Source organism: Akkermansia sp. N21169 (assembly GCF_029854675.1).
Taxonomy (GTDB): domain Bacteria; phylum Verrucomicrobiota; class Verrucomicrobiia; order Verrucomicrobiales; family Akkermansiaceae; genus Akkermansia.
In genome coordinates this window covers 16,670-35,551 of sequence record NZ_JARWNC010000030.1, presented here as the reverse complement: position 1 = coordinate 35,551, position 18,882 = coordinate 16,670, and the positions used below count along the sequence as shown (strand labels likewise).

Sequence of the window (18,882 nt, the reverse complement as noted above, 5' to 3'; positions counted from 1 at the left end):
ATGTAAAACCCGTACTTACTGACATTTTTCCAGCTGGGCAAGCCCCATCCACGCCATTCCGTCAATGACATGTCTTTCCCTACAGAATGCGCCTTCATTCTCGCTTCTCTGAATCTGGAAAAGTCACTTGTTCCAGACTCGCCCGCTCCTCAACAACAATCCCGGGCAGCCCTCTTGCCACCCGGGATTATTAAGATAACTTGTTGGTACAGCCATCTAGCGACTCATCGTCACGGATACCGGAGGAGTAAGGTTGCGACTGGAATTACCGAGGCGAATTTCAAATTCTCCCGGTTCCGCCTTCCAATCATGCTTTTCCGTATCCCAGAAAGAAAACGCTCGGGGGGCTAACTCGAATTCCACGGTCTTTGTTTCTCCCGGTTTCAGGAATACCTTGCGGAACCCTTTCAGTTCCTTGGGGGGACGCGGCACAGACGCCTTGGGATCGGAAACGTAAAGCTGGACAATTTCGGCACCTTCGCGGGAACCGGTATTGCTCACTTGCGTCGTCACCTTGAGAGTATCGCCAGCGGTGATCTCACGGGCAGACACGGAAGGGGGAGCAATCGTGAACGTTGTGTAAGAGAGGCCATAGCCAAACGGGAAACGCGGTTCAATCCCCTGCTGATCAAACCAGCGGTAACCGATGAAGATACCTTCCTTGTAATCGGTATGGGGGTCGACGGACAAGGGACCGAGAGTTCCGGGATAGGTTCCCTGGGCATGGCAGGCATAATCCTTCTCCTCTTTCCCAAAGGTACAGGTCAATTTACCGCTCGGGTTGACCTTGCCAAACAAGATGTCCGCAATGGCATTCCCAGCTTCCTGCCCTCCATACCAAGCCTCCAGGACAGACGGAACATGGTCGATCCAGGGATCCAGTTTCACAACGGAACCATTGACGAGAACAACGATGATATTTTTATTCTCCTTGGCCAGCTTTTCAATCAATTCGGACTGGGCGCCAATCAGTTCCAAATTGGGAATATCCGTACTGGATTCACCCCAGCCGCCTTCACGGTCATAGCCATGGTGGGTGCCGCCGACGAAAATAACCGCATCGGCATCCTTGGCGGCGGCAACAGCGGCATCCGGGTTCTGGCGGGGATCCTGCCAGACCAGTTGAGCGTAAGCATCCCCTCCGACATCGTTATATTCGACTTTGAGGTCATATTCCCTGCCCTTCTGGAGGCTGACATCAGCCAACAGATTGTGAATGCCGGGTTTCCACTGGTCGATAATCAACTTGCCGTCCAACCAGACACGCACGCCGTCATCGGCATTGACGCCGAGCTTCATCGGCCCCGTCACGGGAGCAACCAGTTTACCCGTCCAGCGGACGGAAAGCCGGTTGGTCGGCATCTTCGGATCGGAAGGAATGCCGAACATGGCCTTGCCCCATTTACAATCAATCGCCTTGGAAATCCCCCTGACAACGGGAGCCCCCTCCAAATTCGGATTATCGTAATATTCTCCTGTTAACCCCTCTTGGCCGTCAACCGAGCGGAGGTAGCGGGAGGGGAACACGGAATTATTGTCAAAAGTCAGGCCGGCAACATATTCCACCCTGTCTCCCAACACCTGGCGTATACCCTGTAAAGGCGTAATTTCATACGGAGAATTGACGCCGCCGGAACCGCCGCCACCACGATGTTCCTTATCGGCATTGGGGCCGACCACCAGCACTTTCTTCAACTTCGATGCATCCAGAGGCAGCACTCCCCTGTCATTTTTCAACAGTACCATGCCCTCGGAGGCAAGTTCCCTTACCTTTTTCTGGTGAGCGGGAGTTTGAACTTCCCCGGTCTTCTGAAGCTCCGGATCCAGCACATGTGTCCGGGCCATCAGACGCAGCATACGGCGCACTTTGTCATCCAACACATCCATCGGAACTTCGCCCGATTTGACAAGATTCAACAACGCAGAATCCTTGCTGAAATGCCCTGACCCCATTTCCAGATCAAGTCCGCCCAGTGCGGAACCTTTCGCACTGACCACAGCGTTCCAGTCGGAAACGACCAAACCGTCAAACCCCCATTCCTTTTTGAGGACATCATCCTGAAGCCACTTATGTTCAGCAGCATGAATCCCGTTCAAACGATTGTAGGACGACATAAGCGACCATGGTTTGCCCTCCTTGACAGCTATTTCAAATGGCACCATGTAAAGTTCGCGCAGAGTCCGTTCATCAACATTGGAACTGGACAAACAGCGGTGATTTTCCTGATTGTTCGCTACAAAATGCTTCACACAAGCGGCCACATCAAGGCTTTGCACTCCCTGAATATAGGCGGCAGCCATCGTCCCGCTCAAATAGGGTTCTTCGCCATAATATTCGAAATTGCGCCCACAGCGCGGAGTCCTCATCAGGTTGACTCCGGGCCCGAGAATCATGTGACGTTTCAAAGCTAGCATTTCCTCGGCAATCACCTTGCCGTATTCATGCGCCGCCTCAGGATTCCACGTGCAGGAAAGGCTAATACCCACAGGCAATGCACAAGGCTCCGTAAATCGCGTCACCCCTTGTGGACCATCCGCCATTTTCAACTGGCCGATACCAAGGCGCTTTACCTCCCCGGCCTCCATCCAGCTCCGACCATAACAGAGAGCCACCTTCTCTTCAGTCGTCAACTGGGCAAGAATTTTGTCGATCCTCTGTTCCAAAGGCATATCGGGAGTCCCCAAAACGGGAGATCCTACGGCATCCCCGGCCTGGGAATACATACAAGAAGCCGCCACAACCACAGCAGTCGCCATCAATGCATGGCGCAACGACTTTTTCACCCCACTCTTGCCGTCACGGTTCATTCCGGCATCCGTTCTTCCTGATTTCACTGTATCGCGTATCACGGGTATATATACGCCGCCTCCGGTAAGAAAATTACAAAAAGTCTGCATGGACTATGGCAACCAAGCAATCGACAGAGCAAACGCACAGTTTTTTCAAAAGTAGGTCTCCGAAGTAAATTGGCTCTTCGTCAAAGGCGGCGGATGCCTTCTAAACAAAAAATCCCCTGGAATTCATTCCAAGGGATTTTTTTGTTCTGAAATGGTAGCAGGAGCGAGATTTGAACTCGCGACCAAAGGCTTATGAGTCCTCTGCTCTACCACTGAGCTATCCTGCCTTTTGTGGGCTTTGCCTTGAAGGCGGAAAGGTGTATATATGAGATAAGAACGATTGTCCAGAACTTTTTATGATTCCTGGAAAAAAGAGGAAGAAATAATCCTTACCGGCGGATCACACGTTAAAGCGGAATTCGATGACATCCCCGTCCTGAACAACGTATTCCTTGCCTTCGATACGGAGTTTGCCCTGTTCTTTGGCGTGGACTTTGGAGCCGCAGGCAACGAGATCGTCAAAGGCAACGATTTCCGCAGCGATGAATCCTCGTTCGAAATCCGTATGGATGACACCGGCCGCCTGGGGAGCCTTGGCACCGGCCGGAATGGTCCAGGCACGCGTTTCCTTGACGCCTGTGGTGAGATAAGTTCTCAGTCCCAGAAGATGGTACACGGCACGTATCAAATCGGATACGCCGGAATCCCTGACGCCGAGGTCCAGAAGGTATTCTTTCGCTTCTTCCGGATCAATGTCGATCAATTCCTCCTCGATTCGGGCGGAGATGACAATAGCTTCGGCATTGTGGTGCTCCGCAGCGTATTGACGGACGCGGGAAACGTATGGATGCCCTTCCGGATCATTGATGGCCTGAGCCAGTTCGTCTTCATTGACGTTGCAAGCAAAGATACTCTTTTTGCCGGACAAAAGACAGAAGGTCTTCAGGAGCTTCACTTCGTCGTCCGACAAAGATTCCTCCAACATGATGGCAGGAGTGCCTTCGTAGAGATGGGGAAGCAGTTTATCAATCAACGCGATTTCCTCTTTTGATTCTTTGTCACCTCCCCGTGCCTTGCGTTCACGGGAAGTACGACGCTTTTCCATAGCTGTGATATCGGCGAGGATCAGTTCGGAATTGATGATTTCAATGTCTCTCAAAGGATCGACGGAGCCCAGTTCATGAATGATGTCGTCATTGTCAAAACAACGCACGACCTGGACAATAGCATCCACTTCGCGGATGTTGGCCAAAAACTGGTTCCCAAGGCCGGCCCCTTCGGAAGCGCCTTTGACCAAGCCGGCAATATCAACAAATTCGATAACTGTCGGAACGATTTTTTCCGATTTGGACATTTCCGAGAGCACATCCAGCCTGGAATCCGGCACTGTTACCATACCGACATTGGGATCAATCGTACAAAAGGGGTAATTGGCCGCCTGGGCCTTGCGCGTTCTTGTAACGGCGTTGAACAAAGTGGATTTGCCGACATTGGGGAGACCTACGATACCTGCTTGCAACATAGCCGGAATTGGATAGCCTCCCACTGCTAAAAAGTCAATTTCCAAATCTTTCAGGACAAGAAAAGTCTTTCCTTCTTCCTGTCCCCATCAGCTTCAACTACTCCTGCCGGAATCCCTTCCGACAGGAGCAGAAGACGCAATACAACGGTACGAGAGGGAAAGAACCTCGCATCGTCCAGAAACTCCCCATTGCTCGCAATGGAGCATGAAGAGTTGTATATTCTTCCCACACACGGGTAGGGTTTGTCAACACTACAGTCCAAAATAAAGAGTATAAGATCACCAGAAAGCCCGGAGGAAATGCCACAAGCAATATAGCCCGGAAGCGAAAACAAAAACCGCCCTTCTCCATAAGGAGAGGACGGCGATTTTGACAAAAAGGTGGTGGCGAAGCGGACGGGGCTCGAACCCGCGACCTCCAGCGTGACAGGCTGGCGCTCTAACCGAACTGAGCTACCACTCCGTAACACCTTCTTTGTCGCTCACCATCTCCGGCGAGGACGGACGATAGGCTACATACATAGGTTCATTTTGACAAGATTTTTTTAATTAAAACGGAATAATTTTATTGATGAGTTTCTGCACTCATCAGGGAAAATTCTCTCCGGCATGTTTTAATAACCCTGAATATCAACATGATAGATGCCGCACTAAGACCGAATATGAATCCTATCCAAATTCCGTTTGCTCCCATGATTTCGGATGTCACCCATGTCGTGCGCGACAAGATGAATCCAACCGGAAACCCGATGATCCAGTAGGAGATAAAGGTAATAATGCTGATGGCTCCCGTATCCCGGAAACCACGCAATATGCCTGCACTCACGACCTGGAGACAATCCGGCAGCTGGTAGATAACCCCCAACAGGAGCAGCATTGATGCTGTACCTACAATGGCAGGATCATCATTGAACAGCATAACAACTTGCCTGTTGAAAAAGATGATGAACAGGGCGCTTAAGACCAGAATTCCCAGTACCAGGGCATAGGATGAACGAATGGCGGACAAGGCTCCAGCCCTATCCCGTGCCCCATTATGATAGGCAACGCGTATCGAAGCCGCAAGGCCAATGGACAATGGAATCATGAATAGCATTGAGGCTACGTTACAGGCAACCTGATGACTTCCTACCTGAATGTACCCAAGAGGAGCCAGTACCAAGGAGGCACCACAAAAGAGGAGTACCTCGCAAAACATGGATATCCCGACCGGAAATCCGATTTTCAGTACGCGCCCCAACATGTCGCGCGCAGGTCTCCTCAAAGCGATGATATGCCGGCGATAAAGTCTGTGTTCCGGGTGAAGATAAACAATCCCGAACATGGCAAGTGCCTGAAACCAGTAAATGACTGCCGTTGCCGCGCCGCATCCGGAGCCCCCCATGGCCGGCAACCCGAACCATCCGAAAACGAATATGTAATTAAGAGGGATGTTCAACAGCAGTGAGCTAATGCCTACAAACATGGCCGGACGCGTCATGTTGGAACCCTCGTTCAAACTGCGCAGTGCAACGAAGATCAAGTTGGCCGGGGCCCCCCACAGGATGGCGTGCAAGTACCCCGTTGCGATACGGCGCATAGCCGGGTCCGGCGAAATCCAATCGAAGACCGAGCCGGCAAAGGATTCGATGCCTATTACGCAAGCTCCCAGCAACAAGGCAAGCCAGAGACCGTTGTGCATAACGTAGCCGCTGCGCCTTGCCACATCCCTGCCACGGTAATTGGCGACGATCGGTCCCAGCACCATCAGGATGCCACAGGCAAACAATTGGACGGGAATAAATACGGAGGCTCCGAGCGATACGGAGGCCATATCGACGGACGATGCGCTGCCGGCAACAATCGTATCCACACACCCCATTCCCATGTTGGTCAAATTGGCAATCAACACGGGGATACTCAAATAAATGATGGTTTTCATTTCCGAGCGCTTTCCAAGGAGGTCCATGTTTCCTGTCTGTTTCTCGTTCATCTTACTGGGAGGAGGGGGATCATTCGTTTTTTCGGGGAAAAGCCAAGAAATTTTACACAAAAAATTCGTTAAAAAAATCCCTGCAGGCTTTTACCAGCCCGCAGGGATTCGGAAAAAACCATCGGGCAGTAGGAGGGAAGAACTCCCTCCCGCTGCCTCAGAGGGGTGTTGATCAGGCGTCCTGCTCAAGGGCAGCCTGGGCAGCGGCAAGGCGAGCCGTCGGCACGCGATACGGAGAGCAGCTCACGTAGTTCAGTTTCAACTTGTTGCAGAACTTGACAGAAGCGGGGTCTCCACCGTGTTCACCGCAAATGCCCAACTTGATATCGGGGTTGGTCTTGCGTCCGAGTTCGCAGGCGATTTCCATCAACTTGCCAACGCCTTCCTGATCGATGGAGGCGAAAACGTTTTTCTTGATGATTTCCAGATCTCCATACCTGCCGAGGAAAGAACCGGAGTCGTCACGGCTCATCCCCAGACCGGTCTGCGTCAGGTCGTTCGTCCCGAAGGAGAAGAATTCGGCAGTCTTGGCGATTTCATCAGCCGTTACGGCGGCACGGGGGATTTCGATCATTGTACCGACATGGTAGGTCACGCCCTTGCCCTTCTCTTCGAACACCTTCTTGGCGACTTCGTCGATAATGGCCTTCTGGATGTCGAGTTCCTTCTTGAAGCCGACGAGAGGCACCATGATTTCGGGAATAACATCGTAGCCTTCTTCTTCAGTCACTTCTACAGCGGCTTCAAGGATGGCGCGGGCCTGCATTCTCGTCACTTCCGGGAAGGAGATGCCGAGACGGCAACCGCGGTGGCCGAGCATCGGATTGAATTCGTGCAATTCCGACACACGGCGCATGATTACTTCCACGGGCATACCGATCTTTTCAGACAAGTCGAGCTGCTGCTCCTTCGTCTGGGGAAGGAATTCGTGCAGAGGCGGGTCGAGAAGGCGGATGGTAGCGGGTAATCCCTTGAGTGCCTTGAAGATTCCCTTGAAGTCTGCTTTCTGGAAGGGAAGCAGCTTGTTCACGGCGGCTTCACGGGCGCTCACTCCGGCGGAAAGGATCATTTCACGCATGAAGTCGATGCGGTCGCCTTCGAAGAACATGTGCTCCGTGCGGCAGAGACCAATGCCAACGGCACCGAAAGCAATAGCTGTCTGGGCCTGCTTCGGAGAGTCGGCATTCGTGCGAACCTTCATCTTGGTGCATGCGTCGCACCATTCCATCAGTTTGGCGAAATTCTGGTACACACGGCTGTCTTCCGGTTTCATCGTCTTGCGAATGAGCACCTGAATGATCTCAGAGGGAGATGTTTCCACCTTGCCGGCGAAAACGCAACCTGTGTTACCGTCGATGGAGAGGTAGTCGCCTTCGTCGTAGGTGACTCCATCAACCGTCATCGTACGGGCGACGTAGTCGATTTGCAGGGCATCGGCACCGCAAACGCACACTTTGCCCATCTGGCGGGCGACAAGGGCAGCGTGGGAGGAAACACCGCCTCGGGCAGTCAGGATGCCTTCTGCGGCGATCATGCCGCGAAGGTCTTCCGGAGAAGTTTCCATGCGGACAAGAAGAACCTTTTCACCACGTTCGGCCGCGTCAACGGCACGTTCGGCGTTCAGGTAAAACCTACCGGCAGCAGCACCGGGGCCTGCGGGCAAACCGGAGGCAATCACTTTTGCTTCCTTAAGGGCTTCCCGGTTAAACACGGGGGTCAGAAGCTGGTCAACCTGGTCGGCGGGGACGCGACGGACTGCCGTCTTCCAGTCGATGAGGCCTTCTTCCACCAATTCGCAGGCGATGCGGAAAGCTGCAACACCAGTACGTTTGCCGTTACGGGTTTGCAACATGAAAACTTCACGGTTCTGAATGGTGAATTCGAAGTCCTGCATATCCTTGAAATGTTCTTCGAGGACGGCACGGATACGCATCAGTTCCGTATGGGCTTCGGGCATCACCTTGGCCAATTCGGCAACGGGAGCGGGAGTACGGACACCGGCCACCACGTCTTCGCCCTGCGCGTTCATGAGGAATTCACCGTAGAATTCCTTCTCGCCTGTAGCCGGGTTACGCGTGAAGGCGACGCCGGAACCGGATTCTTCACCCGTGTTGCCGAACACCATGGCCTGTACATTGACGGCGGTACCCCATTCGGAAGGAATATTGTACTTGCGGCGGTAAACGATAGCCCGGTCATTGTTCCAGGAGCTGAATACGGCACCGATGGCGCCCTGCAGCTGTTCCCACGGGCATTCCGGGAATTCCTTGCCCACGCTGTCCTTGACGAGTTTCTTGAAACGGGCAACGAGTTCCTTCAGGTCGTCGGCAGTCAGTTTCGTATCTTCGATTTCGGCTTTGCCATGGCGTTCTACCTTGATTTGGGCAATGGCGGCTTCAAAGGGGTCATGATCTTCTCCGGGGGCTTTCTGCACTCCGAGAACGACGTCGCCGTACATCTGAACAAAACGGCGGTAGCAGTCCCAAGCGAAACGGGGATTGCCGGTAGCCTTGGCAAGGGCTGCAACACTCTTGTCATTCAGGCCGAGATTCAGAATCGTATCCATCATGCCGGGCATGGATTCGCGAGCTCCGGAACGGACAGCCACGAGAAGGGGCATGTTTTCCGTATCGCCGAACTTGGTGCCCATGATAGCCTCCATGTTGGCAATACCAGCCTTGATGTCGGCTTCCATGGTTGCGGGATAAGTGCACCCGTTGTCGTAGTAATACGTACAAACTTCCGTCGTAATGGTAAATCCGGGAGGCACGGGCAAACCGATACCGGCCATTTCAGCAAGGTTGGCACCTTTGCCACCGAGCAGGTTTTTCATGCTGGAGTTACCTTCGGCAGTCCCTCCGCCAAAGGTATATACAATCTTGTCAGGGGAAGCGCTTGACGCGCAGGAATTGGTTGACATGTCGCTAATATTGTCGAATTGGGTTACACTCCGCGAACGCGCCGTCATTCTTCGCAATGAAAGAATTCCTACGCGAACGGGGTTCGGAGAGATTGCTAACGAGATCATGAAATGTCAATCTGTAAATGACCCAAACACAGGAAATTTTTCATAATCGCGCGCGTAGAGAGATGAAGAATCCTGTAATCTTCCTCTCCGTGACACAAAAAAGACTTATCTGGCATCAAATGATATTTAAGGCTTGAGAGATGCGGACAGGTCGCTAATCTCACTGCAAGCAGTTTTATCTATCCTATGGGCTCACAAGATACCACCACCTCGCAGGAAACCGGATGTCTGGATTCAAATGCCGATGGCAATTTCGTCTTCACCACCATTGACGCAGCACTTAACTGGTTGCATAAAAACTCTTTATGGCCTATGCCCATGGGGCTTTCCTGCTGTGCCATTGAATTGATGGCAACAGCGGCATCCCGATTCGACATTTCCCGATTCGGATCGGAAGTACTCCGTTTCTCCCCTCGGCAAGCCGACGTCATGATTGTGGCCGGAACGGTCACCTACAAAATGGCTCTTGCCGTCCGCCGCATCTGGGATCAGATGCCGGAGCCCAAATGGTGCATCGCCATGGGGGCCTGTGCTTCCACCGGAGGAATGTTCCGTTCCTACTCCGTACTTCAGGGGATTGACAAGCTATTGCCTGTCGATGTGTACATCTCGGGTTGCCCGCCCCGCCCGGAAGCACTGCTTGAAGCCCTGATCACACTCCAGAAGAAGATCACCACGGAAAAACCCGCCAAGGAACTATTCGTCAAATCGGAACCCAAGCCCGCCAACGCCCCCAAGCCGGCTGCGCCCTCCTTCCCGATTCAGTAATTTCCTCCCTTTCCTTATACAATTTACATCCGTTTTCTCACTCATGTCCATGCAACAGATCCAAGCCGCCCAGACGCAAGCAGCCGACCAGATCGTCGCCCATTTCGGCAAGGTTATCCTTGACCGTGTTTCCTTCCGGGGCGATGAGACGCTGGTCATTGGCGCCGCCGACATCCACGAAGCCCTCCGCTGGATCCGTGAAGCCCTGGGATTCGATATCCTGGTCAATCTCTGCTCGGTTGACAACTTCGGCTCCGATCCGCGCTTTGAAGTCCTCTACACCGTTTCCCAGGCTGAAAAAGGAGTCAATGTTACCTTTAAGGTCCGCGTCAACGAAGGAGAATCCATCCCCACCGTCACGGATCTGTATGGCGGTGCCAACTGGCAGGAACGCGAAATCTGGGATCTCATGGGTATTCCTTTCGAAGGCCATCCCGACCTTCGCCGCATCCTCATGTGGGACGGATATCCCTATCACCCTCTTCGCAAGGATTTCCCCGTTCAGGGAATTCCCGTCGAAACCCCCGGCGTTGCCTTCGCCGAAGAAGCACCGCTTGCCGGAGGGCCGTTCGCCACGACTCCGGGAACGGGAACAGCCCAAGACCGGGAAGCCCGTTCCAGGCATATGGATATCTAACGGTCTCCCATGTCGCAATAAGGGAATTCCGGAATATACACGCGAAGATGCGAAAGCCAGTTCTCCCTACGTAGATTCATGTCACCCATCAAGACAGTTGTCGTATGCCTCCTTATTGGGCTGAGCCAGTCCGGTTGCCAGTCGCCCATGTATGGTGACGAAGTCTGGCAGGCTCAGCTTACGGACAACCTTGCTTTGATGGGAGCGCGCAACTGGGTCGTCATCGCGGAATCCTCCTATCCGGCCTACATGGGTACCGGAGTAATCACACTGCTGGCAACCCAGCCATCCGACGTCGTTTTCAGCCAGGTACTTGACACCATTGAGGCGGAAGGCCATGTCCAGCCTCGCATCATGATCTGTTCCGAGCTCCGCAGCATTGAGGAAGATTATGCCCCCGGCATCAAAAAATACCGCAACCAGGTGTATAAAATGCTTCCCGGGCGCATGTACTTCGAATTGCCCAGTAAAATCATCAACGGTCAGATCGAAGATGCTACCAAGCAATTCAATGTCCTGGTCATCAAAACAACAACTGCGCTTCCCTACTCCAACATCTATATCGAACTGGACTCCGGCTATTGGAACTCGGAATCGGAAGCTGCTCTGCGCAACAAGATAGAGCCCCGCAATCCGGTACAGAAATCCGTCATCCCCAACTTCTCCCCTACTCCCGCTTCGCCGAATCCAAGCACGCTTCCGACACTGCCCACCAGCCCGGAATCCCAACCGCAATCTCCTCAGAATACCCCACCACCGGCACCCCAGCCGACTAGTGTTCCGGAAAGCCTTCCCCAGCCTAATTTCACGGGGGCTCAGTCCGGATCCCTGGCATAAGTCCTATTGTCCGTTTCATTCGGAATCGGTTCCACTTCCATCGCCAGGATGATTCTTCTCCTTCAGCCTATTTATCTTCAACCTAACCTCCTTACTTCCTGCGTATGACTGCCGACAATACCCTTTACCATCACATTGACAAAGCTACGGAAGAGCGTCTGAGAGTGGAAGCATGGGTTGGCGACGCCATCCTCGCACTTTACGTCAGGGAATGGATCCTCTCCGAAGAACATAAGATCAACGGCAAACTCTTCATCGAATTTACCAGTAACGAATTCCTTCGCCGGACAGGCAACCCCACCGGCGTCGAAGCCCAGATTGGTCGTATCTTCAAATCCGACGGTTTGGAAGCCGCCTACGCCTGGATCGAACAAACCTTGCGCCCCAGAATGGAAGAACGCTGGCATTCCCTCCGAAAAACAGGTCTGGATCACTGATACCCTTCCCTTCAAGCTATGCTTGCCCAGGATCGCATTTTTCCATGGCCACTTCCGGACGCGGATTCCCCTCGTCCTTTTTTTGCCTCAGCCCCCCATATGCGTCCTTGGGCAGACAGCGTTGCCGATTTTCTCATTGGTGAAATCCCCCCCGGCTGCATCGCCTTTGCGACATCCGGTTCGTCCGGCGGTTCTCCGAAAGCTATTCTGTTCACCAGGGATGCTCTTGAATGTAATGCGCTTGGAGCCATTCAACACATGGGAGCCGACCACGGAGACTGGTGTTGTCCGCTTCCTGCCTGGCATGTCGGCGGAGCCATGACATACATCCGGGCCGCCATAGCCGGCACCCACGTCCACGCCTATACAGGTAAATGGAATGCTCGGGACTACACTGATTTCCTTGGACAATGCGGAGCTGCATGGACCTCCCTTGTGCCCACTCAGGTTGTAGATATTGTCCAGGACGGTATCACCGCCCCTCCGGGATTGGCATGCGTCCTTGTTGGAGGTGGCTCCCTGTCGCAGGCCAATGGTCTCCGGGCACGTGAACTGGGATGGCCCGTTGTCCAAAGCTACGGAATGACGGAAGCCGGTTCCCAAATTGCTACCGCTTCACCATCAGATCCTTTTCATACCGACCGTCTCACCATTCTGCCTCATTGGGAAGTCCGCGAATCCGAGGACGGACGTCTCTCCCTGCGGGGAGAAGGGCGCTTCTTCGGCGTCGTCACAGAAAACCGCATGGGCGGTTTTTCTCTGAGAACCATTTCTCCACGAGAATGGTGGACCAACAACGACATCGTAGAAATCCACGGCAACACATTGACCTTTGTCCGTCGCGCCGACCGGCTGGTCAAGATCCTGGGAGAACTCGTCGATCCCGATGCACTGGAACTCTCCATGTCCGGCATGTGTCCGGGAGTCGTCGTGGAATCCCTTCCCTGTTCGCGTCGCGGCGCCATGCTGGTTGCCTGCCATCCCGATGCTGCCGCCCTGCGCAAAGCTGCCGACCAATGGAATACATTCGCCCCGGGCTTCCAACGTCTCTCCAGGCTAGCCGTCATGGATGTACCGCGCAATCCCATGGGAAAAATTGACCGCAACTCATTGCGCATCCTCCTTTCCTCCAAAGAAGCCCCCCTGGAGCGTATCTCCAATTAGAGCGTCTTTTCCCAAATGCCGCAAGCAATCAGGCTTTCCGTCCTCGCGGTTTCCTACCGGACATGACCAGTCCGGCCAGCGTCAGCAAAGTTCCCGAAATGGACATCCATGTCAGAGGCTCACCCAAAATCAAGGCCGAAGACATCACCGTAATCACCGGCACCAAATAGATATAGACACTCACCTTGACTGCTCCCAGTATCCGCAAGGTCCAGTTCCAGGAGACAAAACAAATGGCCGACGCCCCGAGCCCCAGATAGAGGATATTGATCCAGTTAACCGGCTTCTCGAACGCTACCCATGACCACGGTTCGTCCACCAACCACAAAACCGGCAACATCAACACGATCCCGTAGAAAAAAATCCGGCGCGTTGCCGCCACCATATCGCTCTGAAAGCGGGAAATTACCTTCATCAGAATAGAATACAAAGACCAAACCAGAGCAGCCAGGAGAGCTAGAAAGTCCCCCAATGGATTGACCTCTACCAGTCTGTTACCACTAAAACTCATCATGGCAATGCCGGAAATCGCTACGGCAAACCCCACATAAAACAATCCCCCCTGCTTCTCCCCTTTCAGAAACACGGATGCCAGAATAGCCGTTAGAAACGGAGATACACATACGACTACGCCCACATTCGATGCCAGCGTGTACGTCAACGCTATATTTTCCAGCAGGAAATACAGAGTCACGCCACACAATCCGGCCAAAACGTAAAAGATCTCCCGCGACGGCCTTTCCCATACGATTTTTTTTCTATAAATCATCTGGAGGAAAACATATCCGATGACAAAGCGGGTCAACAAAATCTCCAAGGGAGAAAAATCTCTCAACAACACCTTGGTAGACACAAATGTCGTCCCCCAAATAAAAATGGTCATCAAAGCGGCAGCATGTGCCCACATTCTCCTTGAGTTTTCCATAAAATACTAATATTAAATAAGTTTAAATAAAAACAAATTCTAATTCCACGAAAAAAAGAACGTTCCTCTCCAGAGAACCCGACGGACTGTAGCACATTTTCCGTCCCGTGCCTGCACGATCTTGCCACATCCGTGAAAATGACATGAAATCCCGCTTGGATTCCTGTCTTCCGGGCATATTTCCTATGCGATTATCTTGCACTTCCGGGCAATCTGCCCCAGTATGTTGCTATCACCATTGGAACATCATGAGGTTTATTCTATTCCTGATCCTTACTGCCGGAGCCACCGTCGGACTTTATTACGCTGGTCTGGCCTATGAAGAGCAAAGTGACGAATTCACCAGTTTCCAAAGAGATTGCGCCCCCAAACAAGTTACGCGGGAAAAATTGAAAGCAGAAATCTCGGATATTCAAAACCGCCTTCTCGACATTGACAAACAATACGTTGAAAAAATCGGTAAAGTTGCCGACCAACTGAAAAAAAGCTCCGCTTTGAACCCATCAGAATCATTTACCCTCACTCTATTGCAAGAAAAAGACATTGCCGGGCAAACATTAACCATCAAACAACGAATCGAATCAATCGACGCTCACCTCAATCTGGTCCGGGAACAAACTAACAAAACCATTCAAAAAAACGAAGACGCCATCATCAACAACACCACCCGGCTGGACAACACCATTATCACCGAACGCAACAAACTTGGCAGTTACTACTCTTCACACCCCGACCTAGGCAAGGAACTCGCCGCACGTAATGTTCTTGAAGCAAAGCTAAATCAGCTCAAAAAAACGGTCGATAAAAAAAATGAACAAATCCTGCAAGCAAATCTGAATCTCAAAAAGAAATTCGAGGCAGTCGAACAAAACGCTCTTGATGAGAAATCCACGCTTGATCAGCTTCTCACCCAAATTTCCGAATCCTCTCTCAACGAGCAAGGCCTCATTTCCTCAAACTACTATCGCAAGCTGCTCGCCAAAAACCCATCCTTCGGGGCTCTCAACAAAAACTACACCCAGGCAATTCAGGATCTGACGAACAAACGCAACAAAAAACACGACGAACTTCAAGCCATCGTCACTCAAATCGAAAGCCATCCCTACACCATCCTTCAAAAGAACTCCATCCATGGAATCAGATCGCTCTTTATCATGATTCTAATCGGAATCGACGCCATTTTGATCACCTTCTTCTACTTCGTCCTCCTCCGGAGAAACTACGCCTGACACAGCAATAATTTGATTTTCATTGGAAAAAATAATTTAGAATAATTCTTGTCTTCATCATCAAGAGTGATAATTTACCCCCATAACCTAACCCACCTGTAATCATGAAAGAACTCAAAGGAACAGAAACAGAAAAGAACCTCCTGAAGGCATTTGTCGGAGAATCCCAGGCTCGCATGCGCTATACTTACTTTGCCAGCGTAGCCAAGAAGGAAGGTTACGAACAAATCTCGGCAATCTTCACGGAAACAGCCGACAATGAAAAAGAACACGCCAAGGTCTTTTTCAAATACCTTAAAAACGCCTGTGCGGACATCATGACAACCGCCTCTTCCATTGAATTGAAAGATACCGTCGCCTGCCTGCTCGCCGCCGCTGAAGGAGAACACGAAGAATGGTCGGACATGTATCCTGCCATGGCCGACGTAGCCGAACAGGAAGGCTTCCCCGCCATAGCAGAATCCTTCCGCCGCATCGCTACCGTGGAAAAACATCACGAAGACCGCTACCTCCAGCTCGCCCAAAACATCAAAGACGGTACTGTCTTCCTCAAAGACGGTGAAGTTTGGTGGAAATGCCGCAATTGCGGTTACATCGAAAAAGCAACCGAAGCCCCCAAGCTTTGCCCGGCATGTAAACATCCCCAGGCATTCTTTGAACTTCTGGCTGATAATTTCTAAAGATTTCCGTCATTATTTTCTCTGCGAAACCCGTAGCGCTCCCCGGCGGTGCGGGTTTCTTTTACCTCATTTCCATCCCGGTTACCCTCCGGGCAAATTCACCAAACCCGAGAGTTCCTTTCTTGCCCTTCCCGGTTCAACTGTGTACCTTCCCTCCATGTCTGAACAAGAAACGCCATCTCCAGACTCAGCCCTCAAAAAGATCTCCGCTTTCCTTATGCGCCTGTCCGGCTCGTTGCTCACCGGCATCATCCTGATGGGCATTCTATTGGTTTTGACGTTTTACGGAACAATTTACCAGGCATCCTATGCCGGAGGCACCATGCCTGAACTGGCGGCAGATTCTTTCTTCAGTTCACTGTTCGTCATCATCCCCTTAGGTAACAGCAACACATTCGGCATTCCTCTGCCAGGAATGTTGATCACCTGCATTCTTTTACTCATCAACCTGGTCATCGGCGGCATCATCCAGCTTCGCAAAAACTTTTCCCGCTGGGGACTCATGCTGGCACATGCCGGTATCGCCGTTCTGCTGGCTTGCGTCGCCCTGGGTAATTGGCAAACCCAGGTCATCGAAGAAATCCCACTCACCCCGGGACAATGCAAATACTACCCGGAAATGGATTTCGGCATCATGCTGCACCGTTTCACGCCGGAATTCTATCCCGGTACCCAGAAACCGAAATCCTACGAATCCGTCATCAGTATCACCGACAAAGACTACAGGATCACCGATGCGGACCATATCCATATCCGCATGAACGAGCCCTTCCGCATCCACGGGTGGACTCTCTATCAAATGAGCTGGGGAAACAATGGAGGAGAAATGACTTCGATCCTGCGCGCCTCCCACAATCCTCTGGAACAAGGTCCCAAATGGGCTTCCTACATCATCACTCTCGGCCTCCTCCTGTATTACGGGATGATGTTTGCCAAATACCTGAAAAATAAAAATGCAAGAATCTCTCCGAAACAGGAAGAAAAAACCGGAGAAGCCACTCCCCTCCCTGTATCCTCCGACCACGGGCGAGGACGCAGGAAAAAACTACTCTTTACCTCAATCGTTCTGGGGATTCTGGCCGTCTTTGCCATCGGCATGATGGCTGCCCGGCCTGCCGTCCGCATAGTCGATATCGACCACTATATTCCCTGGTCCCAAGAAATGAAAGAAGCAGCTGCGGGAATCGCCGTAGAAGATGGAGGGCGAATCAAACCCTTCTCGACCTATGCCGGCTTCAACCTCCTGAGAACCCACGGAAAAAAGAGCGTTTCCTTCCGCTCCAACGGGAAAAAAATCACACTCTCCCCTGAGGAATGGGCACTGGATTGCATGCTCCGCCCGGAATTTGCTTCTCAAATGCCCGTCTTCCTCATCAATCGGGAAGAAACCGTCACCCGCCTGGGCCTCCCCCCTATGCCGGATAAAAGGAAGCAATATACCTTCCAGCAATTGGAACCTCTGAAGGAAACGATCTACGCCCATGCCAACCGCATTGCCTCCCAGCAAATGACCGATGCCACCGGCCGCGAAATATCCGGTCTGGCCCAGAACCTCCGCCAAATGGAACTGTGGATGTTCATGCCCGTCATAGCTCTGCAGGATCCCGAAAGGATGAACGCCCCGGGTTTCCCGAGGTGGTACCATCGCATCAATGGCAACTGGACGTCTTTCCCCAGTAAATTGCAAGCCTCCAATTTTACCTCCTGCGCAATCAAGGCAAGAAAGGGAGCAATCAATAACGACAAAGACTTCACGCATGAAGCAGAACAAATCTTCCTCTCCACCCTGGTCGCCAACAACACGGCTGCCTCCGTCAGCTACCGCAACCGCCTTGACCGCGAGTTGATTTACTACAACATGGATCCCCTCTACACGGCCCTAGCCTTTTTTGTCGCCGGATTCATCCTGCTGATTATCGGCAGCCTCCTGCCATCTCCCGATCAGGGGAAACAGGGACTCGGAGCAAGGATTTACAAGCTCGTCTTCGGTAATGGCCTCCATGGAGCCTGGTTTCTGGGAGCGGCAGGAGCCATCGTTCTGCTCGTCTCCATGATCATCCGCAGCACTATCACCCTGCGTTCCCCGGTCGGCAACACCTATGAGACAATCGCCTTCATCGCCTGTGCCGGAGTCATCGTCTCCCTCGTCATGGAAGCTTACAGCAAACGCGGCATCATCCTAGCCACCGGACTCGTCCTGGGAGGTCTCGCCTGCCAGATGGGCATCCTCTACGAGTCGGGCCAGGCAGCCGACCACATGGATCCGCTAGTAGCCGTCCTCCGTTCCAACTTCCTGCTCTCCACACACGTCATCACTATCGTCCTCGGGTATGCCGCCGGGCTTCTGGCAGCCATCATTTCTCATGTTGCCGTCTTCTCCAAACCCATGGGGTTGCTCACCGAGAACACATCCAGAATACTCACCCGCATGGCATACGGAGCACTCGCCTTCTCCCTCCTCTTCAACCTGATCGGTACCGTTTTCGGGGGTATCTGGGGCAATGAAGCCTGGGGACGGTTCTGGGGCTGGGATCCTAAAGAAAACGGAGCTCTGATGATCGTCTTGTGGCAATTGATTATTCTCCACGCCCGAACCGGGGGATATATCAAGAGTTTCGGCCTCCACCTGGGCAACATGATCGGAGGCATCATCATCGCTTTCGCATGGTGGGGAGTCAACACCATGGGAGTCGGCCTTCATTCCTACGGCTTCTCCGATGCCAAGTCAGCCCTGTACCTCTTTTACTATGTAGAGTCGGCTCTCATCCTGGCTGCTCTTGCCCTGCACTTTCTGGACAAGAAGAAACTCCGCCAGAGCTGAACGGAAAAGAGCCGAAACCTGTCC

13 protein-coding genes and 2 tRNA genes are annotated in these 18,882 nt (G+C 52.5%); 8 read left to right on the top strand and 7 right to left on the bottom strand.

Annotated elements, in window-relative coordinates:
* Positions 1–216: 216 nt before the first annotated feature.
* From QET40_RS02900 to ppdK, 6 genes are all read right to left on the bottom strand, one after another.
* Positions 217–2,850 carry a glycoside hydrolase family 3 C-terminal domain-containing protein gene (locus tag QET40_RS02900; RefSeq protein ID WP_280125674.1) on the bottom strand — a complete coding sequence of 878 codons (2,634 nt, stop codon included), beginning with the start codon at positions 2,848–2,850 and terminating at the stop codon, positions 217–219.
* A 200-nt stretch (positions 2,851–3,050) separates the two neighbouring features.
* Positions 3,051–3,125: transfer RNA gene (locus tag QET40_RS02895), tRNA-Met, on the bottom strand.
* A gap of 113 nt (positions 3,126–3,238) precedes the next feature.
* A complete protein-coding gene (ychF, locus tag QET40_RS02890; protein ID WP_280125673.1) occupies positions 3,239–4,360 on the bottom strand; it encodes a redox-regulated ATPase YchF in 1,122 nt (373 codons plus the stop codon).
* A gap of 385 nt (positions 4,361–4,745) precedes the next feature.
* A tRNA-Asp gene (locus QET40_RS02885) sits at positions 4,746–4,823 on the bottom strand.
* 102 nt (positions 4,824–4,925) lie between these two features.
* Positions 4,926–6,281 (bottom strand): MATE family efflux transporter, encoded by a 1,356-nt coding sequence (locus tag QET40_RS02880; protein WP_280125672.1) that lies wholly within the window; start codon positions 6,279–6,281, stop codon positions 4,926–4,928.
* 223 nt (positions 6,282–6,504) lie between these two features.
* A complete protein-coding gene (gene ppdK / locus QET40_RS02875; RefSeq protein WP_280125671.1) occupies positions 6,505–9,252 on the bottom strand; it encodes a pyruvate, phosphate dikinase in 2,748 nt (915 codons plus the stop codon).
* Positions 9,253–9,546: 294 nt separating this feature from the next.
* Between ppdK and nuoB the strand changes: the two genes are divergently transcribed.
* The 5 genes from nuoB (at position 9,547) to QET40_RS02850 (ending at position 13,203) form a co-directional block, all read left to right on the top strand.
* A complete protein-coding gene (gene nuoB / locus QET40_RS02870; protein ID WP_280125670.1) occupies positions 9,547–10,128 on the top strand; it encodes an NADH-quinone oxidoreductase subunit NuoB in 582 nt (193 codons plus the stop codon).
* A 49-nt stretch (positions 10,129–10,177) separates the two neighbouring features.
* Entirely contained in the window at positions 10,178–10,765 is a 588-nt protein-coding gene (locus QET40_RS02865) for an NADH-quinone oxidoreductase subunit C (RefSeq protein ID WP_280125669.1), read from the top strand.
* A 78-nt stretch (positions 10,766–10,843) separates the two neighbouring features.
* On the top strand, positions 10,844–11,602 hold the full coding sequence (locus QET40_RS02860; protein ID WP_280125668.1) for an RbsD/FucU domain-containing protein: 759 nt from the start codon (positions 10,844–10,846) through the stop codon (positions 11,600–11,602).
* A 104-nt stretch (positions 11,603–11,706) separates the two neighbouring features.
* Positions 11,707–12,039, top strand: a complete 333-nt coding sequence (locus tag QET40_RS02855) for a hypothetical protein (protein WP_280125667.1) — start codon at positions 11,707–11,709, stop codon at positions 12,037–12,039.
* A gap of 99 nt (positions 12,040–12,138) precedes the next feature.
* Complete coding sequence (locus QET40_RS02850; RefSeq protein WP_280125666.1) at positions 12,139–13,203, top strand: AMP-binding protein; 1,065 nt, start codon at positions 12,139–12,141, stop codon at positions 13,201–13,203.
* Between the two features lie 28 nt (positions 13,204–13,231).
* On the opposite strand, the gene QET40_RS02845 is transcribed toward QET40_RS02850, so the two are convergent.
* Positions 13,232–14,110 (bottom strand): DMT family transporter, encoded by an 879-nt coding sequence (locus QET40_RS02845; RefSeq protein WP_280125717.1) that lies wholly within the window; start codon positions 14,108–14,110, stop codon positions 13,232–13,234.
* A gap of 266 nt (positions 14,111–14,376) precedes the next feature.
* Between QET40_RS02845 and QET40_RS02840 the strand changes: the two genes are divergently transcribed.
* From QET40_RS02840 to ccsA, 3 genes are all read left to right on the top strand, one after another.
* A complete protein-coding gene (locus QET40_RS02840) occupies positions 14,377–15,357 on the top strand; it encodes a hypothetical protein (RefSeq protein WP_280125665.1) in 981 nt (326 codons plus the stop codon).
* A gap of 101 nt (positions 15,358–15,458) precedes the next feature.
* Positions 15,459–16,037, top strand: a complete 579-nt coding sequence (rbr, locus tag QET40_RS02835; protein WP_345783047.1) for a rubrerythrin — start codon at positions 15,459–15,461, stop codon at positions 16,035–16,037.
* 157 nt (positions 16,038–16,194) lie between these two features.
* Positions 16,195–18,858 carry a cytochrome c biogenesis protein CcsA gene (gene ccsA / locus QET40_RS02830; protein WP_280125663.1) on the top strand — a complete coding sequence of 888 codons (2,664 nt, stop codon included), beginning with the start codon at positions 16,195–16,197 and terminating at the stop codon, positions 18,856–18,858.
* Positions 18,859–18,882: the final 24 nt, after the last annotated feature.